General features: G+C 70.6%; 20 protein-coding genes. 11 read left to right on the top strand and 9 right to left on the bottom strand.

Going from position 1 to position 25,039, the window contains the following annotated elements:
• The first annotated feature begins 9 nt into the window (after positions 1 to 9).
• A complete protein-coding gene (locus tag AC07RV_RS43605; RefSeq protein ID WP_296781436.1) occupies positions 10 to 1,506 on the top strand; it encodes a carboxylesterase/lipase family protein in 1,497 nt (498 codons plus the stop codon).
• A gap of 67 nt (positions 1,507 to 1,573) precedes the next feature.
• On the opposite strand, the gene AC07RV_RS43600 is transcribed toward AC07RV_RS43605, so the two are convergent.
• The 4 genes from AC07RV_RS43600 to AC07RV_RS43585 all read right to left on the bottom strand — a co-directional run bounded on the left by AC07RV_RS43600 (position 1,574) and on the right by AC07RV_RS43585 (position 7,089).
• Positions 1,574 to 2,329: a helix-turn-helix domain-containing protein gene (locus AC07RV_RS43600; protein WP_296781437.1), complete on the bottom strand. Its 756-nt coding sequence runs from the start codon at positions 2,327 to 2,329 to the stop codon at positions 1,574 to 1,576.
• Between the two features lie 106 nt (positions 2,330 to 2,435).
• Complete coding sequence (locus AC07RV_RS43595) at positions 2,436 to 3,368, bottom strand: dimethyl sulfoxide reductase anchor subunit family protein (RefSeq protein ID WP_296781438.1); 933 nt, start codon at positions 3,366 to 3,368, stop codon at positions 2,436 to 2,438.
• A 5-nt stretch (positions 3,369 to 3,373) separates the two neighbouring features.
• Complete coding sequence (locus tag AC07RV_RS43590) at positions 3,374 to 4,153, bottom strand: 4Fe-4S dicluster domain-containing protein (protein ID WP_296781439.1); 780 nt, start codon at positions 4,151 to 4,153, stop codon at positions 3,374 to 3,376.
• On the bottom strand, positions 4,150 to 7,089 hold the full coding sequence (locus AC07RV_RS43585; RefSeq protein ID WP_296781440.1) for a molybdopterin oxidoreductase family protein: 2,940 nt from the start codon (positions 7,087 to 7,089) through the stop codon (positions 4,150 to 4,152). The genes AC07RV_RS43590 and AC07RV_RS43585 overlap by 4 nt, the downstream gene beginning before the upstream one ends.
• A gap of 81 nt (positions 7,090 to 7,170) precedes the next feature.
• Between AC07RV_RS43585 and AC07RV_RS43580 the strand changes: the two genes are divergently transcribed.
• On the top strand, positions 7,171 to 8,112 hold the full coding sequence (locus AC07RV_RS43580) for a LysR family transcriptional regulator (RefSeq protein ID WP_296781441.1): 942 nt from the start codon (positions 7,171 to 7,173) through the stop codon (positions 8,110 to 8,112).
• Here the strand turns inward: AC07RV_RS43580 and AC07RV_RS43575 are convergent.
• Both AC07RV_RS43575 and xsc read right to left on the bottom strand, forming a co-directional pair.
• The gene (locus tag AC07RV_RS43575; protein WP_296781442.1) at positions 8,109 to 9,299 is read right to left on the bottom strand and encodes an acetate/propionate family kinase; all 1,191 of its coding nucleotides are present in this window, start codon (positions 9,297 to 9,299) and stop codon (positions 8,109 to 8,111) included. The two genes, AC07RV_RS43580 and AC07RV_RS43575, sit on opposite strands and share 4 nt — an antisense overlap.
• A gap of 16 nt (positions 9,300 to 9,315) precedes the next feature.
• Positions 9,316 to 11,127 carry a sulfoacetaldehyde acetyltransferase gene (xsc, locus tag AC07RV_RS43570; protein ID WP_444852678.1) on the bottom strand — a complete coding sequence of 604 codons (1,812 nt, stop codon included), beginning with the start codon at positions 11,125 to 11,127 and terminating at the stop codon, positions 9,316 to 9,318.
• 184 nt (positions 11,128 to 11,311) lie between these two features.
• On the opposite strand from xsc, the gene AC07RV_RS43565 reads away from it, so the two are divergent.
• The 8 genes from AC07RV_RS43565 to AC07RV_RS43530 all read left to right on the top strand — a co-directional run bounded on the left by AC07RV_RS43565 (position 11,312) and on the right by AC07RV_RS43530 (position 20,601).
• Positions 11,312 to 12,133: an IclR family transcriptional regulator gene (locus tag AC07RV_RS43565; RefSeq protein ID WP_296774469.1), complete on the top strand. Its 822-nt coding sequence runs from the start codon at positions 11,312 to 11,314 to the stop codon at positions 12,131 to 12,133.
• A 22-nt stretch (positions 12,134 to 12,155) separates the two neighbouring features.
• Positions 12,156 to 13,130: an AAA family ATPase gene (locus AC07RV_RS43560; protein WP_296774471.1), complete on the top strand. Its 975-nt coding sequence runs from the start codon at positions 12,156 to 12,158 to the stop codon at positions 13,128 to 13,130.
• A 12-nt stretch (positions 13,131 to 13,142) separates the two neighbouring features.
• Positions 13,143 to 14,870, top strand: a complete 1,728-nt coding sequence (locus AC07RV_RS43555; protein WP_296774473.1) for a cobaltochelatase CobT-related protein — start codon at positions 13,143 to 13,145, stop codon at positions 14,868 to 14,870.
• Positions 14,871 to 15,010: 140 nt separating this feature from the next.
• Positions 15,011 to 15,802, top strand: a complete 792-nt coding sequence (locus AC07RV_RS43550; RefSeq protein WP_296774475.1) for an IclR family transcriptional regulator — start codon at positions 15,011 to 15,013, stop codon at positions 15,800 to 15,802.
• Positions 15,799 to 16,791, top strand: a complete 993-nt coding sequence (locus AC07RV_RS43545; protein ID WP_296774476.1) for a tripartite tricarboxylate transporter substrate binding protein — start codon at positions 15,799 to 15,801, stop codon at positions 16,789 to 16,791. Before AC07RV_RS43550 ends, AC07RV_RS43545 begins: the two co-directional genes overlap by 4 nt.
• A 50-nt stretch (positions 16,792 to 16,841) precedes the next feature.
• Positions 16,842 to 18,290, top strand: coding sequence for an acylating sulfoacetaldehyde dehydrogenase (gene sauS, locus AC07RV_RS43540; RefSeq protein WP_296774478.1), 1,449 nt, complete (start codon positions 16,842 to 16,844; stop codon positions 18,288 to 18,290).
• Positions 18,291 to 18,292: 2 nt separating this feature from the next.
• Positions 18,293 to 19,810: an AMP-binding protein gene (locus AC07RV_RS43535; RefSeq protein WP_296774480.1), complete on the top strand. Its 1,518-nt coding sequence runs from the start codon at positions 18,293 to 18,295 to the stop codon at positions 19,808 to 19,810.
• The gene (locus AC07RV_RS43530) at positions 19,807 to 20,601 is read left to right on the top strand and encodes a sulfite exporter TauE/SafE family protein (protein ID WP_296774482.1); all 795 of its coding nucleotides are present in this window, start codon (positions 19,807 to 19,809) and stop codon (positions 20,599 to 20,601) included. Before AC07RV_RS43535 ends, AC07RV_RS43530 begins: the two co-directional genes overlap by 4 nt.
• Positions 20,602 to 20,628: 27 nt before the next feature.
• On the opposite strand, the gene AC07RV_RS43525 is transcribed toward AC07RV_RS43530, so the two are convergent.
• The 3 genes from AC07RV_RS43525 to AC07RV_RS43515 all read right to left on the bottom strand — a co-directional run bounded on the left by AC07RV_RS43525 (position 20,629) and on the right by AC07RV_RS43515 (position 23,824).
• Positions 20,629 to 21,216 (bottom strand): zinc ribbon domain-containing protein, encoded by a 588-nt coding sequence (locus tag AC07RV_RS43525; protein WP_296774484.1) that lies wholly within the window; start codon positions 21,214 to 21,216, stop codon positions 20,629 to 20,631.
• A 63-nt stretch (positions 21,217 to 21,279) separates the two neighbouring features.
• On the bottom strand, positions 21,280 to 22,494 hold the full coding sequence (locus tag AC07RV_RS43520; protein ID WP_296774486.1) for a DUF2252 domain-containing protein: 1,215 nt from the start codon (positions 22,492 to 22,494) through the stop codon (positions 21,280 to 21,282).
• Between the two features lie 82 nt (positions 22,495 to 22,576).
• Positions 22,577 to 23,824 carry an acyl-CoA dehydrogenase family protein gene (locus tag AC07RV_RS43515; protein ID WP_296774488.1) on the bottom strand — a complete coding sequence of 416 codons (1,248 nt, stop codon included), beginning with the start codon at positions 23,822 to 23,824 and terminating at the stop codon, positions 22,577 to 22,579.
• Positions 23,825 to 23,998: 174 nt separating this feature from the next.
• Here AC07RV_RS43515 and AC07RV_RS43510 point away from each other — a divergent pair, with 174 nt between their 5' ends.
• Complete coding sequence (locus AC07RV_RS43510; protein WP_296774490.1) at positions 23,999 to 25,003, top strand: AraC-like ligand-binding domain-containing protein; 1,005 nt, start codon at positions 23,999 to 24,001, stop codon at positions 25,001 to 25,003.
• The last annotated feature ends 36 nt before the right edge of the window (positions 25,004 to 25,039 follow it).

The following is a 25,039-nucleotide window of genomic DNA, read 5'->3' as shown; positions in this document are numbered from 1 at the left end:
AAGTGGCTCATGGCCCTCGCATTGAGCGCGGGGCTGGTGGCATGCGGCGGCGGTGGTGGCGGCGGCAGCGGATTCATTCCGCTGCCCCCCGCATCGGGCGGCAATGGCGGCGACCCGCCGCCCGCGGCGGATGCGAACGCCTACGCCGATCCGATCCAGACCGCATCGGGCAAGGTGTCGGGCAGCACGGTCGGCGAAGGCGACACGCAGGTGCACCAGTACAAGGGCATCCCCTACGGCGCGCCGCCGGTCGGCAACCTGCGCTGGAAACCGCCGCAGCCGCCGGCCGCGTGGGACGGTGTCTATGCCGCCACCAGCTACAGCAAGATGGCGCCGCAGCCCTTCCCCGCGTCGCCGGTCTACGACGCCGTGCCCGAGTCGGGCATGGGCGAGGACGTGCTGCGCCTCAACATCACCACGCCCGCGAAGAAGAAGGGCGAGAAGCTGCCGGTGATGGTGCTGTTCCACGGCGGCGGCCTCACCACCGGATCGGTGAACCGCGCGAGCGACAACCTGCCGAACCTGCCCAACCACGGCGTGGTGTCGGTCACGGTGCAGCACCGCATCGGCGCGCTCGGCTACATGGCGCATCCGGCGCTCACCGCCGAGTCGGCCCACAAGTCCTCCGGCAACTACGGCCAGCTCGACCTGGTCGCGGCGCTCGAGTGGGTGCAGGCGAACATCGAGGGCTTCGGCGGCGATCCGGGCAACGTCACCATCTGGGGCCACTCGGGCGGCGGCATGAAGACCAACTGGCTCGTGGCCTCGCCGCTGGCCAAGGGGCTGTTCCACCGCGCCATCGCCGAAGCCGGCTGGACCACCGCCGGTACGCCGCTCGCGCAGACCGAGCAGTACGGCGTGAAGCTGATGGCCAAGGTGGGCGCGGCCGACATCGAGGCGCTGCGCAAGAAGCCGTGGCAGGACATCATCGCGGCCTCGTTCGCGAGCGGCAGCGGCTACACCACGGCCTTCACGGTTGACGACTGGTCGCTGCCCGACACCATCGGCAACCTGATCCTCGACAACAAGCACAGCGACGTGCCCTTCATGGTGGGCAACGGCGGCGCCGAGATCACGGCGGCCAACCCGCTGCGCGGCAACTTCCTCAAGCAGATGGTGAAGGTGCAGAAGTCGCCGATCTACACCTACATCTTCACGCACGTGCCGGTGAACTGGGCCAATGCGGGCGTGGCGGCCTACCACGGGCTCGAGGTGTCCTACCAGTACGGCTCGCTCGCCACGGTCGGGCGCATCTACGGCACCTCGCTGCTGCCCGCGAGCCCCGACATCCCGCCCGATCCGGGCGTGAGCGATCGCGACTACAAGCTCAGCGACGAGGTGATGAGCATGTGGACCCGCTTCGCCACCACAGGCGATCCCAACGTCGCCAAGGTCGGCGTGACCTGGCCGAAGTACGACGATGCCGACCAGTACCTCGACATCGGCATTCCCTCGATCGTGAAGACCGGCTTCTCGACCGTGACGACGAAGCAGATGCCGCGCTGAACGCGCCGCCATGAAGAAGAAAGCCGCCGCGGGTTTCGCCTCGCGGCGGCTTTTTGGGTGGGCGCGTTCAGGAGAAGAACTTCACCGACTCGCGGTCGCGCGAGTACGACGGGCTCTGCCCGTACCAGTGCCGGTAGAAGTGCGAGAGATGCGCCGAGTCGCTCAGGCCCGCCTCGTGCGCGATGTCGGTGAGCGAGCGGCCCGAGTACAGCAGCTTGCACACGCGCACCTGCTTGCGCCAGGCCTGGTAGGCACGGAACGACAGCCCGAGCGAATCGGAGATCAGGTGCGACATGCGGTGCGGCGAGAGCTCGAAGGCGCGCGCGAGTTCGACCAGCGAGGCCTCGGGTTCCTCGTCGAGGTAGCGCAGCACCTGCAGCACGCGCGTGTCGATGCGCTGCGCGCGCGGCAGCTGCTCCACCGCCATCGTGACCAGGTCGCGAAAGATCTCCTCGGCCTGCGCGGGCTTGCGCGCGCCCTCGTGCATGCCGGCGAGAAAGCCGTCGAAGGGCTTGAAGGCCTTGCGCTCGAGCACGTGCGCGCCCGGCGGCACGATGCTGCTGAAGGCGCTGAAGAAGGGCGACGACGGCGGCAGGTTGATGCTCACCAGGCCCGCGTTCGACATGCTCAGCGTGCGCACCGTCTGCGGCGCCACCGCGATCGCGCCGCCCACGAACTGGCGCCGCGGCGTGCGCAAGGTGAGCGGCGTGCCGTCGACGGAGAACAGCAGCACCGCATGGGGCCTGGAGGTGGCGGGGAAGTCGTCCTTGCGCGAGGCGTAGACGTAGGAATTCGCACTGAAGAAATACAGGTGGTCGGTCATCGGAGGGGGCAACCTGTCGTTCGGAAGGCAACGCGTGTTTTTGCATCACCACCCGGCATCCGGCCAGCGTGCTAACCCCTAGCGGCCTCGACGACGGGCATCGGTCCTACGACACCACCTGGTAGTACAGGTTCTGCGGATGCTGCGCCTGCGCGAAGAAGAACCAGCGCTCGGCCAGCAGCCCCGGCGCCTGCACCAGCACCGCGAGCAGCCAGGGCAGCGCGGCCGCGCTCGCGAGGCCCCAGGCCAGCAGCAGCGCGGGCAGCGCGAAGGCCAGCAGCAGGAAGCCCAGCTTGACCTGGCGCAGCGCGAGCTGCGAGGCGCCATGGAAGAACTCGCGCGTGTTGAACGAGCCCGCCGACATGCCCATCGACTTCTGCACCAGCTTGTGCGTGCGGATGCCGGTGGCCGACTGCAAGGTGGAGCGCGGGCGCAGCCGCGCATTGCGGCGCAGCGTGACCGCGCGCACGGCCCAGGCCACGAGCGTGAAGGCCAGCGCCCACGGCCCGAAGGCCTGCACGAAGCGCGCCTCGCCGGCCCAGGCAGCGAGCGCGCAGGCCAGCACCAGGCCCGACGACAGCCCGATCAACATGAAGTTGGCGATGGTCAGCGGATGCGCCCACTCCTGGATGAAGCGAAGGCAGGCGTAGATCATCGCGGTGCAGTACCAGAGCGCGATGGCGCCCCCTAGCACCAGCACCGGCAGCAGCACCGACCACGGCGCCGCGACATCGAGCCGCAGCGCGAGCCACCACAGCGCGACCAGCGCGATGAAGGCCGGCAGCACGATCACCTCGCGCGACATCCACGAGGTGCGCCACATCAGCACCGCGCGCCAGGCGCGCGTCTTGCGGCCCAGGTGCATGAACGAGGCCGCGAGGCCCGCGACCAGCAGCACCTCGGCCAGCGCCAGCGCGCTGCCGAGGAAGCCCGGCGACAGCCCGAGGCCGAACAGCACGGCCAGCGCGAGCGCGGCCACCAGGCCCTGCGCCGCACCGGCCAGCGTGGTGAAGAAGAGGATCGAGAAGGCGGGATGCATGCGCGCTACTCCGGCGTGCCCTGCGCGGGCGCCGCCATGTTGCGGCGTGGCAGGTAGCGGTTGGCGGGGTTGGTCTCCCACTCGGGCATCAGCGGATAGCCGCCGCGCTCGCGGATCGCGCGCGAGACCTCGGAGTCGGGGTCCTTCACGTCGCCGAACAGGCGTGCGCCGGTGGGGCAGGCCTTCACGCAGGCGGGCTTGCGGTCTTCCTTGGGCAGCTGCTCGTCGTAGATGCGGTCGACGCACAGCGTGCACTTGGTCATGACCTGGCGTTCCTCGTCGAGCTCGCGCGCGCCGTAGGGACAGGCCCAGGCGCAGTACTTGCAGCCGATGCACTTGTCGTAGTCGACCAGCACGATGCCGTCTTCCTTGCGCTTGTAGCTCGCGCCGGTCGGACAGACCGGCACGCAGGGCGGGTCCTCGCAGTGCAGGCAGCTCTTGGGGAAGTGCACGGTGTCGGTGTTCGGGAACGAACCGGCCTCGTAGGTCTGCACGCGGTTGAAGAAGGTGCCCGTGGGGTTCGCGCCATAGGGCTCGAAGTCCGCGAGCGGGCCCGCGCTGCCCGAGGTGTTCCACTGCTTGCACGAGGTCACGCAGGCATGGCAGCCGACGCAGACGTTGAGGTCGATCACGAGGGCGAGCTGTTTGGCGAGGGTCTCGCCGGGCTCGGCGCGCTGGCTCGCCGCCGCCCCGCCCGCGGAGGCCGGCACGAATGCACCGGCGGCGCCGGCCACGGCCTGGGGCTGCGCGCCCCCCGCCACGAGGTCCTTCAACCACTGCATCATTTGCGCCCCCTCCCCGCAAAGTACGTCAACACCTGCGCCGCCTTGCCCAGCACCCCGGGCGCGCTCGGCATGCTCGCGAACTGCGGATAGCTTTCCTCGGGCTCGCCCGGCTCGGCCGGCCGGATGCGCACGCGCACGTCGTACCAGCCGGCCTGCCCCGTGATCGGATCCGAATTGCTGATGCGCCCGCTGGCCGTGCCCGCGCACGGCAGCTCCTCGCTGATCAGGTGGTTGAGCAGAAAGCCCTTGCGCGCCTCGTCGGCGCCCGGTGCGAGCTGCCACGCGCCGTCGGCCTTGCCGATCGCATTCCAGGTCCACACGGTGCCGGGCTCGACCGCCTCGCTGTAGCGCAGCATGCAGCGCACCTTGCCCCACTGGCTCTCGACCCAGCACCAGCCGCCATCGGCAATGCCCGCGGCTTCGGCCGTCACGGGATTCACATGCAGGTAGTTGTGGCTGTGGATCTGCCGCAGCCACGCGTTCTGCGAATCCCACGAGTGGTACATCGCCATCGGCCGCTGCGTGAGCGCGTTGAGCGGATAGGCCGCGGTGTCGGTCGCGGCCTCCTCGAGCGGCGCATACCAGAAGGGCAGCGGATCGAAGTAGGTCGCGATGCGTTCGCGCAGGCCCTCGGGCGGCTGGCGGCCCGCGCTCTTGCCCTGCGCGGCGAGGCGGAAGCTCTGCAGGGTGTCGGAGTACAGCGCGAGCTGCACCGGGTCGTTGCGCTGGCGCCAGCCCTTGTCCTTCGCGAAGTCGAGGTACTCGCGGTTCCAGTTGCGCATGTAGTGCATGGTCTCGGGCATGTGGTACTGGAACACGCAGTTGTTCTGCGCGTAGGCCTCCCACTGCTTGGGATTGGGCTCGCCGCGCAGATGCTCGGTGCCGTCCTTGCCGCGCCAGCCCATCAAAAAGCCGATGCCCGGCTGCGGCTGGAAGTTGACGACGAAGTCGGGGTAGTCGACGTACTTGCGGCCACCCTCGGCCGTGGTGAAGGCCGGAAACTTCAGCCGCGAGGCCAGCTCGATCAGCACCTCCTGGAACGGCTTGCACTGCCCCGTGGGCGGCACCACCGGGATGCGCACCGAATCGACCGGCCCGTCGAACTCCGAGATTGGCCGGTCGAGCATGCTCATCACATCGTGGCGCTCGAGGTAGGTGGTGTCGGGCAGCACCAGGTCGGCGAAGGCCACGGTCTCGCTCTGGAAGGCATCGCACACCACCAGGAACGGGATCATGTACTCGCCCTGGTCGTCCTTGCGGTTGAGCATCTCGCGCACGGCCATCGTGTTCATGCTCGAGTTCCAGGCCATGTTGGCCATGAAGATCAGCAAGGTGTCGATGCGGTAGGGATCGCCCTTCACCGCATTGGTGATGACGTTGTGCATCAGCCCGTGGGCCGACAGCGGATGCTCCCACGAGAAGGCATGGTCGATGCGTATCGGCGAGCCGTCGGGGTTGATCGCGAGCTCGTCGGGGCTGGCCGGAAAGCCCAGCGGCGCCGCATTGAGCGGCGTGTTGGGCTGGATCATCCCGGGGTCGTTGAAGGCCCGGTAGTTGGGCACGATGTGGCGCGGGTACGGTGCCTTGTGGCGAAAGCCGCCGGGCGCGTCGATGGTGCCGAGCACGCTCATCAGGATCGCGAGCGCGCGCACGGTCTGGAAGCCGTTCGAATGCGCGGCCAGCCCGCGCATCGCATGGAAGGCCACGGGCCGCGCCTGCGTGGTGGCGTGCCGCTTGCCCCAGGCATCGGTCCAGGCGATCGGCAGCTCGAAGGCCTGGCGCAGCGCGGTCTCGCCCATCTCGCGCGCCAGCTTGCGGATGCGCGCGGCATCGATGCCGGTGATGGCCTGCGCCCATTCGGGCGTGCAGCTCGCCACGCGCTCGCGCAGCAGCTGGAACGAGGGCGCCACGCGCGTGCCGTCGGCCAGCGTGTAGTGGCCCTCGAGCGCGGGATCGCAGCCGTCGGCGATGCCCTCGGGATAGGCGGGCTTCACCGTGCCGCTGGCCCGGTCCCACACCAGCTTGTTGTGCGGGTTGCGGCCGTCGCCCGGCGGGCCGCGCTCGGGGTCGAAGGCGAACAGGCCCTCGCGCTCGCAGTCGTCGAGCACTACCAGCTGCGGCGCGTTGGTGAAGCGCTGGAGGAAGGCGTGGTCGATCAGCTCGCTCGCGATCAGCTCGTGCAGCAGCGCCATCAGCAGCGCGCCGTCGGTGCCGGGCTTGATCGGGATCCATTCGTCGGCGATGGCCGAGTAGCCGGTGCGCACCGGATTGATCGAGATGAAGCGGCCGCCATCGCGCTTGAACTTGCTGATGGCGATCTTCATCGGGTTGCTGTGATGGTCCTCGGCGGTGCCGATCATCACGAACAGCTTGGCGCGCTCGAGGTCGGGGCCGCCGAACTCCCAGAAGCTGCCGCCGATCGTGTAGATCATGCCCGCGGCCATGTTGACCGAGCAGAAGCCGCCGTGCGCCGCGTAGTTGGGCGTGCCGAACTGGCGCGCGAACAGGCCGGTGAGCGCCTGCATCTGGTCGCGGCCGGTGAACAGCGCGAACTTCTTCGGATCGGTGGCGCGGATCTTCGCGAGCCGCTCGGTCAGGATCTCGAAGGCACGGTCCCAGCCGATCGGCTCGAACTCGCCGGCGCCGCGTTCGCTGCCGGGCTTGCGCAGCAGCGGCTGCGTGATCCGCGCGGGCGACACCTGCTTCATGATCCCCGAGGAACCCTTGGCACAGATCACGCCCTTGTTGAGCGGGTGGTCGGGGTTGCCGTCGATGTAGCGCACCTCGGGTCCGTTCTCGCCCTCTCGCAAGTGCACGCGAATGCCGCAGCGGCAGGCGCACATGTAGCAGGTGGTGGTCTTGACCTCGGTCTGGTCGGTCGGCGTGGGCGCCGCCAGCGGATCGTGCACGGGCTCGCGGGACAGGAAACTGAACACTGGCGGTCCTTTGTTTTCAAGCGTGGCCGGCCGATGGTAGGCAGCGTCGATCGAACGGAAAAGCGCAGAATATTGCTCACGATGACCGGAAAATCAGATCAGCAGAATTCGACCCGCCTGCGCCTCAACCTGCGCCAGCTCGAGGTCTTCGTGGCCACCGCGCGCGGCGGCAGCACGCGCGCCGCGGCCGACCGCATCGCGCGTTCGCAGTCGGCCGCCAGCAGCGCGCTGGCCGACCTCGAAGGCTCGGTCGGCGCCCTGCTGTTCGACCGCATCGGCCGCCGGCTGGTGCTCAACGAGAACGGCCGCGCGCTGCTGCCCAAGGCCCAGGCGCTGCTCGACCAGGCGGCGGAGGTGCAGGCCCTGTTCAGCGGCGAGCATGCGGCGCCGCTGCGCGTGGCGGCCAGCTTCACCATCGGCGAGTACCTGCTGCCCGAGCGCGTTTCGGCCTGGACCGCGCTGCATCCGCAGAGCCAGGTGCACCTGCACATCGCCAACACGCGCGACGTGATCGACGCGGTGGCGGGCTTCGACGTCGACGTCGGCTTCATCGAGGGGCCGCAGACCCATCCCGACCTGGTGGTGCGCGCCTGGCGCACCGACGAACTCGTGATCGTGGCCGCGCCCGGCCATGCGCTGGCCGACCGGGTTGCCACGCACCGGCAGCTGTCGCAGGCCACCTGGGTGCTGCGCGAGCATGGCTCGGGCACGCGCCAGGTCACCGATGCCTGGCTGATTCAGAACCTCGAGCAGGTGCAGGTGGGTTTCGAACTCGGCAGCACCGAGGCCATCAAGCGCGTGGTGGCCTCGGGCACGGGGCTGGCCTGCCTCTCGCGCTACACGGTGGCGCAGGCGCTGGAGGACGGGCACCTGGTCGAGCTGCGCACGAAGCTGCCCGCGGGCACGCGGCGGCTCGCGACCGTGATGCACCGCGACAAGCTGCTGGGCCGCGCGACCGCGGACTTCCTGCGCCATTGCGGCGCGAGCGTGCCGCGCGGGTCGGTGGCGCCGCTGCCGGGTTAGGCGAGCACGCGTGCCGTGTGGCACGCGATCACGGCTTCCTCGTCGGTGCGCAGTACCCACGCACTGATGCGACTGCTATCGGTCGAGATCCGCGCCTGCCCACCGCCGTTGGCGGCAGCTTCGAGCTCCACGCCCATCCACGCGCAGTCCTCGAGCACCCGCGCGCGCAACCCGGCGCCGTTCTCGCCGATGCCGCCCGTGAACACGATCGCATCGACGCCGCGAAGCGCAGCCGCGAGGCCGCCCATGTGCTGCACCACCTGCTCGACGAAATGATCCATGGCCTCGGCGGCCGCGGGTTCGTCCGATGCTTCCAGCGCGCGCATGTCGCTCGACACGCCCGAGAGCCCGAGCAGGCCCGATTCGCGGAACAGCAGCTTCTCGACCGCATCGGCCGACATGCCACGCGAACGCATCAGGTAGAGCACCACGGCGGCATCGAGCCGGCCGCAGCGCGTGCCCATCGTGAGGCCGTCGAGCGGCGAGAAGCTCATGGTGGTGGCGACCGAGCGCCCCTGCGCGATGGCGCACATCGAGGCGCCGTTGCCCAGGTGCGCGACGATCACGCGGCCGTTCGCGACCTCGGGCGCCTGCCGCGCGAGCTGGTGCGCGATCGATTCGTACGAGAGCCCATGGAAGCCGTAGCGCCGCACGCCCGCGTCGTGCAGTTCGCGCGGCAGCGCGAAGCGGCGATTGAGTTCGGGCTGCACCGCGTGGAAGGCGGTGTCGAAGCAGGCCACCTGCGGCACGCCGGCGAAGGCGTGCATCGCGGCACGCACGCCCGCGAGGTTGTGCGGCTGGTGCAGCGGTGCGAGCGGTTCGAGCGCGGCCAGGTCCTCGAGCACGGCGTCGTCGATGCGCACCGGCGCCACGAAGTCCATGCCGCCATGCACGATGCGGTGGCCCACGCCCGCGATGCGGCCGGCGCCACCCTGTTGCGCATGCCAGTCGAGCAGCGCGGCCAGCGCGCCGCGGTGCGAGCGCGCATCGCCCTCGAGCTTCGCGTCGTGCAGGGTGCGGCCCTGCGCATCGCGGATGCGCAGCCGTGCATCGAGGCCCGCGCCCAGGCCATCGGCCTGGCCCGACCAGTGCGCGGCGGGCAGGCCGCCGTCGGCACCGGCCGCGTCGAACAGCGCGACCTTGATCGACGACGAGCCCGCGTTGAGCGTGAGCAGCTGGTCGGTCATGCGCGGCGCCGTCCGATCAGACGTAATCCTTGTACTTGTCGAGGAAGCGCACTGGCTTCGCGAGCGCATCGCGGCGGAACGGATCGCCGAGTTCGCGCGTGCACATGATCTCGATCACGCAGGTCTTGCGCTGGTTCATCTGCAGGTCGATGGCCTTCTTGAGCGCCGGGCCCACGTCCTCGAGCCGGTCGACCACGATGCCCTCGGCGCCCATGGCCCTGGCGATGCCCGCGAAGCTCTCGCTCTCGAGTTCGCCAGCAACGAAGCGGCGGTTGTAGAAGTCGACCTGGTTCTTCTTCTCGGCGCCCCACTGGCGGTTGTGGAACACGACCGCGGTCACGGGAATGTCGTGCCGCACGGCGGTCATGATCTCGACCATGCTCATGCCCCAGGCACCGTCGCCCGCATAGGCCACGGCCGGGCGGTCGGGCGCGGCGCACTTGGCGCCGATCATGGTGGGCAGCGAGTAGCCGCAGTTGCCGAAGCTCATCGGCGCGAAGAAGGAGCGCGGCTCCTCGAAGCGCAGGTAGCTGTTCGACACGGCATTGATGTTGCCGATGTCGGTCGAGACCATCACGCGCGGCGGCATCGCCTTCTCGAGTTCGCGCAGCACCTGGCGCGGATGCAGGTAAGTGCCGCCGGTGGGCGTCTTCTCGCCCTTGGCTTCCTCGATGACGTCGAGGCTGAACTGGTCGCGCTCGTGGGTCCAGGCGTCGAGTTCCTTCTCCCAGGCCTCCTTCTCAGCCTTGATCTTCGCGGCGCGCTCGGCCTTGGTGGCGTCGCAGGCCAGGGTCTTGGCCGCGAGGCGCTCGAGCAGGGCCTTGGCCGTGGCCTTGGCATCGCCGTGGATGCCGACGGTGATCTTCTTCACCAGGCCCAGGTTGGTGTGGTCGGCCTCGACCTGGATGATCTTCGCGTCCTTGGGCCAGTAGTCCATGCCGTGCTGCGGCAGGGTGCCGAAGGGGCCCATGCGCGAACCGAGCGCGAGCACCACGTCGGCCTGCGCGATCAGCTTCATCGCGGCCTTGCTGCCCTGGTAGCCCAGCGGGCCGGCCCACAGCGGATGGCTCGCGGGGAAGGAGTCGTTGCGCAGGTAGCCGTTGGCCACCGGCGCGCCCAGGCGCTCGGCGAGCGCCTTGCACTCTTCCACGGCATCGCCCATGACCACGCCGCCGCCCGAGAGGATGACGGGGAATTTCGCGGTGGCCAGCAGCTCGACCGCGGCGTTGAGGCTGTTCTCGCCGCCAGCGCCGCGCTCCACGCGCATCGGCTTCGGGATCTCGGTCGTGATCTCGCCGTAGAAGTAGTCGCGCGGGATGTTGAGCTGGGTCGGGCCCATCTCGGAGATGGCGCGGTCGAAGCAGCGCGCGGTGTACTCGGCCATGCGCTTGGGGTTGTTCACATGGCCCTGGTACTTGGTGAACTCCTGGAACATCGGCAGCTGGTTGGCCTCCTGGAAGCCACCCAGGCCCATGCCCATGGTGCCGGTCTCGGGCGTGATCATCACCACCGGGCTGTGCGCCCAGTAGGCGGCCGCGATCGCGGTCACGCAGTTGCTGATGCCGGGGCCGTTCTGGCCGATCACCACGCCGTGGCGGCCCGACACGCGCGCATAGCCGTCGGCCATGTGAGCCGCGCCCTGCTCGTGCACCACGGGCACGAGGCGGATGCCGGCGGGCGCGAAGATGTCCATCGCGTCCATGAAGGCCGAGCCCATGATGCCGAAGATGTCGGTCACGCCATTGGCGACCATGGTCTCGACGAAGGCCTCGGAGGGCGTCATCTTCTGCACGCCGGTGACGGCTTCGCGGGTGGGTTGCTTGCTCATGGGTCGGTGTCTCCTGCGGATGAAGGGCTGGACGGCGGACTGCAAAAAGCCGGAACGGGAAGTTCCGTATTTCGGGGTTGGCGAATCGGGCGGACTATAGGACGGGTGCCGTGCGGCGTCAAACAAATTCCAAAAAACGGTACGGAATGTTCTATTTTTTGCAAAAGGACTATGATCCGCCGCCATGAAGATCGTCAAGTCGCTCCCGCCTTCCGCCGAGGCCCCGGGCGCCGACACCCCGGCGATGCGGCTGTTCGCGCTGCTCGAGGTGATCGCCGCCAAGGACCAGCGCTACTCGCTGCAGGGCCTGGTGGAGGAGACCGGCCTGCCCAAGCCCACGCTGCACCGCATGCTGCAGCAGATGGAGGGTGCGGGCCTGCTGCAGCGCGAGGGCGACGGGCGCCACTACGGCATGGGCACGCGGCTGCGCCGGCTGGCCGAGAACCTGCTGTTCAACGACAGCCTGCACGGCGCGCGCCACACGGTGCTGCGCCAGCTGGTCGAGGAGATCGGCGAGAGCTGCAACCTCACGGCGCTGTCGGGCAGCGAGGTGGTCTACCTCGACCGCGTGGAGACCGCGGCGCCGCTGCGCTTCTACCTGCACCCGGGCTCGCGCGTGCCGGTGCACTGCTCGGCCAGCGGCAAGATGTTCCTCGCGCAGATGGGCCAGGCGCAGCGCCGCCGGCTGCTGGCGAATGCCTCGCTCGAGGCCTACACGGCGAGCACGCTGACCGATGCCGCGGCGCTCGAGGCCGAGATCCAGCGCGTGCGAAAGAACGGCTTCGCGATCGACAACGAGGAGTTCCTGCCCGGCCTGCTGTGCATCGCCGCGCTGGTGCCGACCACGGGCGACAGTCCGTCGAACCTCTGCATCGCGGTGCAGGCGCCCGTGATGCGGCTCGACATCGCGAAGGCGAAGACGCTGCTGCCCGCGCTGCAGCGGGCGGCGCTCGCGCTGAGCCGCATCGACGCCGATGCGACGCCCGCGCGCCGCGCCCAGGCCTGACACCTCCACACCCATCCGCCTCATGAACGACATCGCCGCCCTCCACCCCACGCGCCTCGTCGGCGTGCGCGAGACCTTCGGCATCGACGCCGACCTGCAGGTGCCCGCCTTCGCCGAGCGCGATGCGCACGTGCCCGAGATCGACGCGGTCTACCGCTTCAACCCCGACGTGACGCTCGCGATCCTCGCGGGCTTCATGCGCGACCGGCGCGTGATGGTGCAGGGGCTGCACGGCACCGGCAAGTCGACCCACATCGAGCAGGTGGCGGCGCGGCTGAACTGGCCCTGCGTGCGGCTCAACCTCGACGGCCACATCAGCCGGCTCGACCTGGTCGGCAAGGACGCGGTGGTGCTGCGCGACGGCAAGCAGGTCACCGAGTTCCAGGAGGGCATGGTGCCCTGGGCGCTGCAGCGGCCGGTGGCGCTGATCTTCGACGAGTACGACGCGGGCCGGCCCGACGTGATGTTCGTGATCCAGCGCATCCTCGAGCGCGACGGCCAGTTCACGCTGCTCGACCAGAACAAGGTGCTGCGTCCGCATCCCTTCTTCCGGCTGTTCGCCACCGCCAACACGGTCGGCCTGGGCAACCTCAACGGCCTGTATCACGGCGCGCAGCGGCTCAACCATGCGCAGATCGACCGCTGGAACATCGTCGCCTCGCTCGACTACCTGCCCACGGCCGAGGAGATCGCGATCGTGCAGGCGCGCGTGCCCTCGCTGGCCGACGCGGCGGGCCGCGCCACGGTCGCGGCGATGGTGGCGGTGGCCGACCTCACGCGCAAGGGCTTCGCGGCCGGCGACCTGTCGACCCTGATGTCGCCGCGCACCGTGATCACCTGGGCCGAGAACCTCGAGATCTTCAAGGACGTGGCGCTGGCCTTCCGCCTCTCCTTCGTCAACAAGTGCGACGAGGCCGAGCGGCCGCTGGTGGCCGAGTACTTCCAGCGCTGCTTCGACCACGAGCTCGCGGAATCGCACCGGCTCGCGGACGGCTGAGCGCGGCGCGCCATGACGCAGCAGGACATCCGCAAGGTTCGGCAGGAGGAACGCGTCGCCGAGCTCTGCGCGGGCGTGGTGCGCGCCTTCAGCGGCGAGCGCGACCTGCACTTCCGCGGCCGGCGCCTGCACCGCGGCCGCGTGCCGCTGCCGTGGTTCGCGCCGCATCTGCATCCCTCGCCCGAGACCGACGACTTCGAATCGTTCCGCGGCGTGGCCGACGGCCTCGCCCTGCGCATCGCCGGCTCCGATGCCGCGCTGCACTGCACGCTGCAGCCCGAGGAGCCGGTGGAGCGCATGCTGTTCGAGATGCTCGAGCAGTTCCGCGCCGAGGCGCTGGTGCCCGAGGCCATGGCCGGCATGCGGCGCAACCTGCGCCATCGCCACGCGCAGTGGTCGCTGGCCTTCCACCATTCGGGCCTGACCGAGACCGCGCGCGGCCTGCTGCTGTACGCGGTGGCGCAGATCTGCCGTGCCCGCGTGAGCGGCGAGCAGGTGGTCGAGGAAACCGAGGACATGCTCGAGGCCACGCGCTTCGCGCTCGCGCCGCGCATCGGCCATGCGCTCGGCGGGCTGCGGCGCGATCGCTTCGACCAGGCCGCGTATGCCGTGCATGCGCTGGCGATCGCGCGCACGGTCGCCGCGATGCTGCACGAGGCCGGCGGCGATGACGAAGCGCCCGACACGCGCCAGAACGACACCGACGACAAGCGCAGCGTGTTCAGCCTGGTCGCCGAGATGGACCGCGAGATCGTCGAGCAGCACGTCAGCGCGCAGTCGGGGCGCAGCCGGCTGCTCGAGGAGGCCGGTGCCGCCTACCGCGTATTCACCACCGAGCACGACCGCGAGCACGAGGCCGCCACGCTGGTGCGCCGCGAGCTGCTGGCCGAGCTGCGCGAACGGCTCGACCGCCGCATCGCGGCGCAGGGCGTGAACCTGGCGCGGCTCGCGCGCGAACTGCGCGCGCTGCTGGCCGTGCCCGAGCGCGACGGCTGGGACGGCGGCCAGGAGGAAGGCCGCATCGACGGCCGCCGGCTCGCGCAGCTCGTGGCCTCGCCGGCCGAGCGGCGGCTGTTCCGCATCGAGCGCGAGGAGCCGCTGGCCGATTGCGTGGTCAGCTTCCTCATCGATTGCTCGGGCTCGATGAAGGAGCATGCCGAATCGGTCGCGATGCTGGTCGACGTGCTCGCGCGCGCCCTCGAGCAGGCCGGCGTGGCCAGCGAGGTGCTGGGCTTCACCACCGGCGCCTGGAACGGCGGCCGCGCGCAGCGCGACTGGCTGCGCGCGGGCCGGCCCGCGCACCCGGGCCGGCTCAACGAGCGCTGCCACCTGGTGTTCAAGGCCGCGGGCACGCCGTGGCGCCGCGCGCGCGCGCCGATGGCCGCGCTGCTGCGGCCCGAGCTGTTCCGCGAGGGCATCGACGGCGAGGCCGTGGACTGGGCCTGTACGCGGCTGCGCGCGCGCAGCGAGGAGCGCAAGCTGCTGCTCGTGATCTCCGACGGCTCGCCGATGGACAGCGCGACCCATCTCGCCAACGATCCGCACTACCTCGACCACCACCTGCGCGAGGTGCTGGCGCGCCAGGAGCAGCAGCGCGACATCGCGATCGCGGGCATCGGCGTGGGGCTGGACCTGAGCCCCTACTACAGCCACAGCCACGTGCTGGACCTCGCGGCCTCGACGGGCAATGCGATCTTCCGCGAGGTGATCGCGCTGATGGCGGGGCGGCACCGGCACTGAGTTCCGCATGGCCCGCGCGCCATGTCAGCCGAAAGTGTCGCGTTGACAAGCGCCATCGGCGTTTGTACATTGAGTTTCAATTATCCGAACGCTGTTCCAATATTTGGAATCTATAGAAAGCGTCGGGACAACGGAGACGCATGGATTCCACGCTCGCCAAAGGCCTCGCCGTCATGGAATGGATGGCACGCCAGGCACGCGCCTGCCGCGTGACCGACGTCGCCCTTGCCTTCGGCATGGCGCGCAGCAATGCCCATCGCACGCTGCAGACGCTGGTGGAATGCGGCTGGGCGGTGCAGGACGCCGACACCAGCGCCTACCGGCCGAGCCTGCGCCTGTTCGAGCTCGGCGCCATGGTCTCCGAGGCGGCCGACATCGGCGCGCTGCTGCGCCCGCATCTCGCGGCACTGGCGCAGGCCAGCGGCGAGACCATCCATCTCGCGGTGCTCGACGGCGCCGAGATCGTCTACCTCGACAAGTTCGACAGTCCGCTGCCCGTGGCCGCCTATTCGCGCATCGGCGGCCGCGCGCCGGCCTGCTGCGTGGCCTCGGGCAAGGCAATGCTCGCGGCCGCGCGGCTCGACGCCACCGCGCTGCGGGCGCTGTTCGGCACGTTGCAACCCCACACGCCGCACAGCATCGTCGACTTCGATGCGCTGCAGGCCGAGCTCGAGCGCAGCCGCGCGCGCGGCTATGCCGAGAACCGCGAGGAATGGCGCCTGGGCGTCTGCGGCCTCGGCGTGCCGGTGTTCGACGCGCGCGGCACGGCCGTGGCCGCCGTCGGCATGAGCGTGCCCTCCATCCGCTTCGCGCGCACCCAGGCGCGCGAACTCTCCGAACGCATCATGGCCTGCGCGCGCGACGCCAGCGCCACGCTGGGCTACCGCCCCGCCACCGCCCCCGCCACCCCAACGAGAAGGAGACCTGCATGAGACTGTCCTTGTCCGCCCCCTGGTTGCGCGCGGGGCTGCTGGCCGCCGCGGCGCTGGCATCGCCGCTGGCCGCGTTCGCGCAGAACGGGAGCGACTACCCCAGCAAGCCGATCAAGCTGATCGTGCCCTACCCGCCCGGCGGCGGCACCGACGTGATCGCGCGCATCGTGCAGGAGCGCTTCCAGACGCTGCTGGGCCAGCCGGTCGTGATCGACAACCGCGGCGGCGCGGCCGGCTCGATCGGCACCGAGCTGGTCGCCAAGTCGCCGGCCGACGGCTACACGGTGCTGTTCACGCTGTCCTCGCACACCATCAACCCCGCGATCTACAACAAGCTCTCGTTCGACACCGCGAAGGACTTCGCGCCCGTGGGCCTGGTGGCCTCGCTGCCGCAGATCCTGGTGGCGAACCCGCAGTTCCCGGCCAGCACCGTGGCCGAGCTGGTCGCGATGGCCAAGGCCAAGCCCGACAGCATCTCCTTCGCCTCGGTGGGCAACGGCTCGCCCGGCCACCTCGCGGGCGAGCTGCTGAAACTGCGCACCGGCACGCAGATGACGCACGTGCCCTACCGCGGCGGCGGCCCGGCGGTCACCGACGTGATGGGCGGCCAGGTGCCGCTCTTGTGGGTATCGATTCCCGCCGCGGCGCAGTTCGTGAAGGCCGGCAAGCTCAAGGCGCTGGCCGTGTCGACCACCAAGCGCAGCGCCGCCTTCCCCGAGGTGCCGACGATGCAGGAGGCCGGCATTCCCGACTTCGACGTCGACTCCTGGTACGCGGTGTTCGTGCCCGCGAAGACGCCGCAACCCGCGATCGACCGGCTCAACCGTGTGATCAACACGGTGGTGAAGGAACCCGACATCCGCGACAAGCTGCTGGCCCAGGGCAGCGAAGGCGTGGGCGGCACGCCCGAGCAGCTCGGCAAGGTGGTCTCGACCGAACTCGTGCGCTGGAGCAAGCTCGCCAAGGAAGCGAACATCCGCGTCGACTAGTTTTTTCTTCTCTTCTTGATGAACGGCGCCACGGGCGCCGAGCGATTTCCATGAACACCTCCGCATCCTACTCAGAAGCCTCGGGCCCCATCGTCGAACTGGTGGCACGCGCCCGCGCGGCGCAGCGCATCTACGAGACCTGGTCGCAGGCCCAGGTCGACACGGCGGTGACGGCCGCCGGCTGGGCCCTCATCGAACCCGCGCGCAACCGCGAACTGGCCGAGCTGGCGGTGGCCGACACGGGCGTGGGCAACGTCGAGGACAAGGTGCGCAAGAACCACCGCAAGACCTTCGGCCTGCTGCGCGACCTGCAGGGCGCGCGCTCGGTCGGCGTGATCGCCGAGGACCCGGCGCGCGGCATCGTCGAGATCGCGCGGCCGGTCGGCGTGGTGTGCGCGATCACGCCCTCGACCAACCCGGGCGCGACGCCGGCCAACAAGATCATCAATGCGCTCAAGGGCCGCAACGCGGTGATCGTCGCGCCCTCGCCCAAGGGCTGGAGCACCGCCGCGCGGCTGATCGAATTCATCCACCAGCAGTTCGACCGCATCGGCGCGCCGCGCGACCTGGTTCAGCTGCTGCCCGCACCCGTCAACAAGCAGTCGACGGCCGAACTGATGCGGCTGTGCGACCTGGTGGTGGCCACCGGTTCGCAGGCCAATGTGCGCGCCGCCTATGCGAGCGGCACGCCGGCCTTCGGCGTGGGCGCCGGCAATGTCGCGGGCATCGTCGACGAGACGGCCGATACCGAGGCCGCGGCCGATCGCATCGTGCGCTCGAAGACCTTCGACAACGCGACCAGCTGCTCGTCGGAGAACAGCCTGGTGGTCGTCGACGCGGTGCGCGCGCGCCTGCTCGCGGCCCTCAAGGACCGCGGCGCCGTGATGCTCGGCGAGGCGCAGAAGGCCACCCTTCAGCAGTTGATGTGGCCCGAGGGCAAGCTCTCGGCCGCGGTCATCGGCCAGTCGGCGCGCGCCATCGCGGAGCGCGCCGCGGAGGTCGACGGCGCCAACCGCGCGGCCTGGCAGGCGATCGCCGAGGCCGATCCGCGCATCCTGATGGTGGTCGAGGACGGCGTGGGCCACGACCATCCGTTCTCGGGCGAGAAGCTCAGCCCGGTGCTCGCGATCTATGCGGCGCGCGACTTCGCGCATGCGGCCTCGATCGTCGAGCGCATCTACGGCTACGAGGGCGCGGGCCATTCGGTGGGGCTGCATTCGGCCGTGCCAGAGCGCGCGCTCGAGCTGGGCCTGACGCTGCCGGTGTCGCGCGTGATCGTCGACCAGGCGCACTGCATCGCCACCGGCGGCAGCTTCGACAACGGCCTGCCGTTCTCGCTCTCGATGGGCTGCGGCACCTGGGGCCGCAACAACTTCTCCGACAACATGAACTACCGGCACTACCTCAACATCACGCGCGTGTCGCGGCCGATCGCCGAGCAGGTGCCGAGCGAGGAACAGATCTTCGGCGCCTTCTTCGCGCAGCACGGAGCGCACTGAGCATGGCGGCGGGCGACAGCGACACCGTCCATGGCCTGATCGAGCAGGCCGCCGCGCGCCAGCCGGGCGCGGTGTATGCGCTGTCCACCGAGAGCGAGGCGCGCATCGACTGCGCCGCGCTCGCGCTCGGTTGCCGCCGCGTGGCCGGCGCGCTGCAGGCGGCCGGCGCGCGGCCCGGCGACACGGTTTCGGTCGTGATGCCCAACGGACTGCAGACGCTGCGGCTGCTGCTCGGCGCCATGCATGCGGGCATGATCGTGAACCCGGTCAACCTGCTGTCGCAGCTCGAGCAGATGCGCTACGTGCTCGCGCACTCCGACTGCCGCGTGGTCTGCGTGGCGCCCGAGTGGGAAGAACGCGTGCGCGCGATGCTCGTGGACAGCGGCCGGCCGGTGTCGGTGCTGGTGGCCGATCCCGACGGACTCGCGCTGCCCGGGGAAGGCGAAGCGACGTCGCTTCCCGCGCCCTCGCCCGATGCGGTCGCGCTGCTGATGTACACCTCGGGCACCACGGGCCAGCCCAAGGGCGTGATGCTCACGCAGCGCAACCTCGCGGCCAACGCGCAGGCGATCAGCGCCGAGCACGAACTGGGAAGCGCCGACCGCGTGCTCGCGGTGCTGCCGCTCTATCACATCAACGCCTTCTGCGTGACCATGCTGGCGCCGCTCGCGCACGGCGGCAGCCTCGCGATGCCGCCGAAGTTCTCGGCCGGCCGCTTCTGGGCGCAGGCCGCGCAGGCCGGCTGCAGCTGGATCAACGTGGTGCCGACCATGATCTCGTACCTGCTCGAGGGCGAGGCACCCGCGCGCGAACGCACGGCCGCCATCCGCTTCTGCCGTTCGGCCTCGGCCGCGCTGCCGCCCGAGCACCACCGCGCCTTCGAGCGCCTGTTCGGCATCGGCATCGTCGAGACCATGGGCCTCACCGAGACCGCCGCGCCCTCGTTCTCGAACCCGCTGGATCCGGCGCGGCGCAAGCTGGGCTCGGTCGGCCGCGCCTCGGGCTGCGAGGCGCGCGTGATCGACGCGGCACTCGCCGAAGTGCCCGACGGCAGCACCGGCGAGCTCGCGATCCGCGGGCCCAACGTGATGCGCGGCTACTACAAGAACGAGGAGGCCACGCGTGCCAGCTTCACGCCCGACGGCTGGCTGCGCACCGGAGACCTCGGCCACCGCGATACCGACGGCTTCTTCTTCGTGACCGGCCGCATCAAGGAACTGATCATCAAGGGCGGCGAGAACATCGCGCCGCGCGAGATCGACGAGGCCCTGCTGCGGCATCCCGCCGTGCTCGAGGCCGCGGCCGTCGGCGTGCCCGACCGCCACTACGGCCAGGAGGTCGGCGTGTGCATCGTGCTGCGCGAGGGCTGCGCCTGCGGCGAGGACGAGCTGCGCGCCTTCAGCGCCGAGGCGCTCGGGCGCTACAAGGCGCCGGGCCACTACCGCTTCGTGACCGACCTGCCGCGCGGGCCCTCGGGCAAGGTGCAGCGGCTCAAGCTGCTGCCGCTGTTCGCGGCATGAACCCGGCCGACCTACTGACGCCGCCGCTGGCGCCGCTGCTGCTCGCCTACAGCCTGTGCGTGGTGTTCGCGGCCGGCGTGGTGCGCGGCTTCGCGGGCTTCGGCTTCTCGGCCATCACGGTGGCCGGCATGTCGCTCGTGGTCTCGCCCGCGCTGGTGGTACCCGCGATCTTCATGCTCGAGATCCTCGCGAGCCTGAGCCAGTTGCGCGGCATCGCGCGCGACGTCGACATGCCCTGGCTGGGCTGGCTGATGCTCGGCAACCTGCTGTTCATTCCGCTCGGCGTGGCGTTGCTGGCCTGGCTGCCGGAGACTCCGCTGCGCCTGCTGATCGGCGCGCTGCTGATGGCCGCCGCGCTGCTGCTGCGCAGCGGCGCGCGTGCCACGCTGGTGCCCACGCGCGCGGTGCGCTTCGGCGCCGGCCTGGCCTCGGGCTTCATCAACGGCGTGGCGGCCATCGGCGGCATCGCCATCGCCGTGCTGCTGAGCACCACCGCGATGGCGCCGGCCGCGCTGCGCGCCACGCTGATCGCACTGCTGCTGTTCAGCGACGTGGTGTCGCTCGCGAGCGCCGCGCTGATGCCGGCCGCGCATGCCACCGGCAAGCTGCTCGGGCCCGACACCTTCAAGTGGGCGCTGTGGCTCGCGCCCGCGATGCTGGCCGGCATCTGGTGGGGGCAGCGCTCGTTCAAGGGGGTGTCGCCCGAGCAGTTCAGGCGGCATGTGCTGAACCTGCTGATCGCGCTGGCGGCGGTCAGCGTGGTGCGCTCGGTGGTCGGGCTGGTCGGGTGAACCGCCGCGCCCGCCCGGGTGCAGCCATCAGGGGCTCAGTGGCTTGATGCGCCAGCCGTCGGGCGCGTCGAAGGAGGCGCCGCACTTGGCCATGGGGCACACGGCCGAATCGAGCGGAATCACCGCCTGGCAATTGGGGCAGGTGCCCTTGGGAATGGCGTCGTAGGCCTGCTTCGCGAGCAGGGCCCGGCCTTCCTCGGATTGCCGCAGTTCATCGACCATCAGGCGGTGGCGCTCGTCGGCCAGGTCCTGCGCGCGGCGCGCCGTGTAGAAGGCCACGGCGCGGTCGTTGTCGCCGACCGCATCCGTGAAAGCCCGGGCCCAGATGCCGGCCTTGCGCTGCCCGCCGTTCACCTCTTCGAGCGCCACGGCATAGTCGTCGTCGGTCGGGCCGGGAGGCTCGGCCGGCGGCTGCCTGGCGGCGCTTGCCGCGGCGGACTCCTTGCCCTCCTTCGGCAGATCCTTGAGGATCAACAGCAGGATGAATGCGATCACGGGGCTCACGATCACGCTGATGAAAAACCAGCCCACGCCGGTGCGCCCCTTGTGGGACGCCCAGTAGCCAGCCCCCACGCACAGCAGCACCCAGAAGAAAAAACCGCTGAAAAACTCCATCTCCGATCCCTCTCTCTCGTCTTCGCACCGAACCTCGAATCGGGTTCCTGCGTGTGTTGGAACTCAGGATGGTACGGCCATCGCGCCCGCGTCGTAGGCCTCGCAGTACACCGCCCAGTCCTTCGCCACCTGCGCGGCGCATTGCTGCGCGGCGTCGAGCAGGTCCGCGCGCCATGACTTCGCCGAGGCGCCGAAGTCGACCAGGGCGTCCGCGATGGCCGAGCCCTGCCGGCCCGCGCTGCGCAGTTGCGCCCAGGCCATGAGCTGCCCCATGTCGTCGATCACGGCGCGGATGTCGGCGGGCCGCGTGCGGTGCGCGTCGAGGCTCACGCGGTCCTCGCTGGGCTGCAGGCCGCGCAGCACGTACGAGCTCTTGCGCGTGACGATCGGATGCAGGAAGGCCATCGACACGGCCTGCATGCGGCGCTGCAGCGCGACCACGCGGTGCGCCTCCGATTCCCAGGCGGGCTGCGCCGTCTTCTTCAGGTGCGGCGCGAGCGAGGACGGCAGCGCCTGCTTGAGGTCGAGCAGGTAGTTGGCATCGGGCGAGCCCTTGCCCTCGACCAGCACGATGTAGCGCTCCACGCCGAGGCTGCCGGTACCCGCGATGCGCCGCGCCACGTCGAGCACCTCGAAGAAGCCCGGGTTGGGCTGCGAGGCCGCGAAGCGATCGACCAGCTTGACGACGCGCTCGCGCTGCGCGTCGCTCGCCGGCAGCGCGTGCTTGCCGTCGCTGCGGATCAGGCGCCGGCGGCCCTTGCGCTCGGTGCGCCGGTCGAGGAAGGCGGGGCGGGTGCGCGCCTTGAGGGTGTCGAGCAGTTCGCGCACCAGGCCGGTCGCGGTGTCGCGCTCGACCCAGCGGGCCTTGCCGAGCGCGAGCGCGCCCGCATAGGCGTCGAGGAAGACCCTGCACAGCGCGGCGGACTCGGCGGCGCTGCGGCTCAAGCCATCGCCGGCCACGAGGATGCTCGTGAGGAAGCGCACCAGTTCCCAGGTCACGGGCGCGAGCGCGGCCTCGTCGAAATCGTTGAGGTCGAAATAGACCAGCCGGTTGTCGCCCTTGTAGCTGCCGAAGTTCTCGAGGTGCGCGTCGCCACAGAGCCAAGCCAGCGGCGCCTTGGCGAACAGCGCGCCCGAGGGCAGGCGGTCGTAGAACAGGTGGCAGGTGCCGCGCAGGAAGACGAAGGGGCTCGAACGCAGGTTGGCGTATTTCATCGCCAGGCGTTCGGGATCGCGGTCCGCGTTGAAGGCGCGGACGGTCTTGACGACATTGGGCATGGTGCTTTGCTTCCCGCTTTCTTGGTGACGGGATTCTGCGGCCCCATGCCCAGCCGAAGCTGACCGGCGCGCTCACACCTTGTCAGGCGATGCCGGCGGCCGTGAGCGGGTCGTAGTCCGCCGCGCGCAGCAGCGCGTGCAATTGCCGCCGGCGCACGCCCATGTTGCCGCCGTCGAACAGCGGCAGCGCGATCGCATCCTGCAGCAGGCCCGCGAGCGGCAGTTCGTGGTCGTAGCTGTCGATGCCCACCACGCGCATCAGGTCGGTGATGACGCGCACGGCGGCTTCGGAGCCGAAGATCTTCGACTGCAGCGCGAGCTCGAGCGCACCGGGCAGCTGGCGGTCGATCGCATCGCAAGCCTTCCAGCCCAGGGCGCGCGCGGCCTCGATGGTGGTCTTGGCATCGGCCAGCGCATAGCCCACGGCCTGGTGCTCGACGATCGGCAGCGCGCCGCCGCGGCACTCGGTCTTCGCGAAGCGCAGCGCCACGTCGAAGGCCGCGCGCATCAGGCCCACGCCCATAATGCCGACCAGCGCCGCGGTGCCCGAGAAGCTGGCCTCGACGATGTCGCGCGCGCCGCCCACCGGGCCGACCACGTCGGCGTCGGGCACGGCCACGCCGTCGAGCCGGAAGCGCGGCACGAGGTGCGCGCGGTGGCCCATGGCATCGATGTCGTGCAGCGGCACCAGGCCCGGCGCGCCGCGCCGCACCACGAGGATCGAGAGCGCGGCCTCGGGCGGCGCCTCGGGGTCGGTGCGGCAGACCACGCTGAGCAGGTCGGCGCCCTCGCCGTCCCAGCCGGTGGCGGCCGACACCCACTGCTTGGTGCCGTGGATGCGCCAGCCGCCTTCGCCACGCTCGGCCGTGGTGCGCACGCCCTCGCCGGGGCGCGGCGCGGCGAAGTTCGCGCTGCCGCCGGGCTCGCTGTTGGCCAGCGCGGCCAGCGGCGCGCCCTCGCAGGCGAGGAAGGGCGCGAGCAGGCGCCGGTGCTGCTCGGGCGTGCCGGCGATGAACAGCGGCGCCAGCCCCAGCAGGTTGGCGAACAGCGTCAGCGAGACATTGCAGTCGACCGCATGGAACTCCTCGGCCACGATCGCGAGGTCGACCATGCCCGTGCCCTCGCCGCCGAAGGGCTGCGGCATGAGCCGGCGCAGGAAGCCACGGCGGATGATCTCCTCGTACATCGGGCGCGTGGCGCGGAAGCGCTCGCCGGGCGTGTGCAGCGCGCGCGTGGCGGCGCGCACCTGCGAGAGCACCTCGCTGGCGGCACGCCGCGCATCGAGCTGGAGCGCGCGGCGCGCGGGGTCGAGGGTGAAGTCGATGGTCATGGGAAATCCGGTCGAGTGATGGGTGGGGCCGCAGTCTGGCCGCGCCACCCTCGTGGGGCCTTGTCGTTTCGTGCACGGCGCCTTGCCGGATCGCGCAGCACGGGCGCGCGGCTTGCAAGGCCCGCGTGCCGTCGCGATGATGCGTATCCCAACCGCCCGCCCACAGGTGCGCACATGAAGTCCTGGTCCACCGAAGCCGTCGCCGCGCCCGAGCAGTTCGCCTACTGGCGCGAGGTGGTGTGCGAGGCCTTCGCGGCACTCGATCCGCGCTCGGCCGAGCGCGGCGCGGGCTTCGCGAGCCGGGTCGACATGGAGGGCATCGGCGCCATCAACGTGGCGCGCATCCGCGCCGAGGCCCACACCGTGGTGCGCGACTTCTCGCAGATCCGGCGCGATCCGCAGGACCGGCTGTTCGTCAACCTGCAGGTCGCGGGCCAGGGCATCGTGCGCCAGGGCCACCGCGAGACGCGCGTGACGCCCGGCGCCTTCAGCATCGTCGACACGGCGCGGCCCTACACGCTGCATTTCGACGAGCGCTTCGAAGTGCTGTCGCTGCGCGTGCCGCGCGAGCTGCTGCTGCCACGCGTCAGCGAGCCGCGCGCCCTGTTCGCGCGCACGCTCGGCGGGCCGGCCGGCATCGGGCGCGCGACCTCGGGCTTCATGCAGTCGCTGATGGAGGGCGGCGGGCTGCCCGCGGGGCCCGCGGCCGAGCGGCTGGCGGTGCTGCTGTGCGAACTGGTGGCCGAGTCGGCGCGCGCGGCGGATGCCGGCGTGGCCGCCGCGCCGCCCATGCGCGATGCGCACCGGCAGCTGCTGGTGCGCCGGGTCAAGGCCCATGTGCTCGAGGCGCTCGATTCACCCGAGCTCGACGTGCCCTCGATCGCGCGGCGCTTCGGCGTCTCGGTGCGCTACCTGCACCTGGCCTTCGCGCACGAGGGCAGCACGCCGGCCGCGTGGATCCGCGCGCAGCGCATGGCACGCTGCGCGCAGGACCTCGCGAACCCCGCGGACCGGCGGCCGGTCTCGGCCATCGCGCTGCGCTGGGGCTTCCAGGACATTCCGCATTTCACACGCACGTTCGGCGCGGCCTTCGGCTGCACGCCCTCGGCCTATCGCCAGCGGCACGGGGGCCACGGCCGCGGCGCCGCGCGCGGCGCTGGCCTGAGAGGGTGTATTTGAAATGATCTACGCGGCCAGCCTAGTAGCGAGGATACG

Source organism: Variovorax sp. GW821-FHT09B01, assembly GCF_059418345.1.
Note: the sequence above shows the minus strand (reverse complement) of the source record. Positions and strands in the feature narration are given on the sequence as shown.

Bases quoted from the DNA above. Each gene is read 5' to 3' on its own strand.
- AC07RV_RS43525 (WP_296774484.1), bottom strand. From the start codon at position 21,216: ATGGAGTTTTTCAGCGGTTTTTTCTTCTGGGTGCTGCTGTGCGTGGGG.
- AC07RV_RS43510 (WP_296774490.1), top strand. From the start codon at position 23,999: ATGAAGTCCTGGTCCACCGAAGCCGTCGCCGCGCCCGAGCAGTTCGCC.
- AC07RV_RS43565 (WP_296774469.1), top strand. From the start codon at position 11,312: ATGAAGATCGTCAAGTCGCTCCCGCCTTCCGCCGAGGCCCCGGGCGCC.
- AC07RV_RS43580 (WP_296781441.1), top strand. From the start codon at position 7,171: ATGACCGGAAAATCAGATCAGCAGAATTCGACCCGCCTGCGCCTCAAC.
- AC07RV_RS43530 (WP_296774482.1), top strand. From the start codon at position 19,807: ATGAACCCGGCCGACCTACTGACGCCGCCGCTGGCGCCGCTGCTGCTC.
- AC07RV_RS43560 (WP_296774471.1), top strand. From the start codon at position 12,156: ATGAACGACATCGCCGCCCTCCACCCCACGCGCCTCGTCGGCGTGCGC.
- AC07RV_RS43600 (WP_296781437.1), bottom strand. From the start codon at position 2,329: ATGACCGACCACCTGTATTTCTTCAGTGCGAATTCCTACGTCTACGCC.
- AC07RV_RS43575 (WP_296781442.1), bottom strand. From the start codon at position 9,299: ATGACCGACCAGCTGCTCACGCTCAACGCGGGCTCGTCGTCGATCAAG.
- AC07RV_RS43590 (WP_296781439.1), bottom strand. From the start codon at position 4,153: ATGATGCAGTGGTTGAAGGACCTCGTGGCGGGGGGCGCGCAGCCCCAG.
- AC07RV_RS43545 (WP_296774476.1), top strand. From the start codon at position 15,799: ATGAGACTGTCCTTGTCCGCCCCCTGGTTGCGCGCGGGGCTGCTGGCC.
- AC07RV_RS43520 (WP_296774486.1), bottom strand. From the start codon at position 22,494: ATGCCCAATGTCGTCAAGACCGTCCGCGCCTTCAACGCGGACCGCGAT.
- xsc (WP_444852678.1), bottom strand. From the start codon at position 11,127: ATGAGCAAGCAACCCACCCGCGAAGCCGTCACCGGCGTGCAGAAGATG.
- AC07RV_RS43595 (WP_296781438.1), bottom strand. From the start codon at position 3,368: ATGCATCCCGCCTTCTCGATCCTCTTCTTCACCACGCTGGCCGGTGCG.
- AC07RV_RS43535 (WP_296774480.1), top strand. From the start codon at position 18,293: ATGGCGGCGGGCGACAGCGACACCGTCCATGGCCTGATCGAGCAGGCC.
- AC07RV_RS43605 (WP_296781436.1), top strand. From the start codon at position 10: ATGGCCCTCGCATTGAGCGCGGGGCTGGTGGCATGCGGCGGCGGTGGT.
- AC07RV_RS43515 (WP_296774488.1), bottom strand. From the start codon at position 23,824: ATGACCATCGACTTCACCCTCGACCCCGCGCGCCGCGCGCTCCAGCTC.
- sauS (WP_296774478.1), top strand. From the start codon at position 16,842: ATGAACACCTCCGCATCCTACTCAGAAGCCTCGGGCCCCATCGTCGAA.
- AC07RV_RS43555 (WP_296774473.1), top strand. From the start codon at position 13,143: ATGACGCAGCAGGACATCCGCAAGGTTCGGCAGGAGGAACGCGTCGCC.
- AC07RV_RS43550 (WP_296774475.1), top strand. From the start codon at position 15,011: ATGGATTCCACGCTCGCCAAAGGCCTCGCCGTCATGGAATGGATGGCA.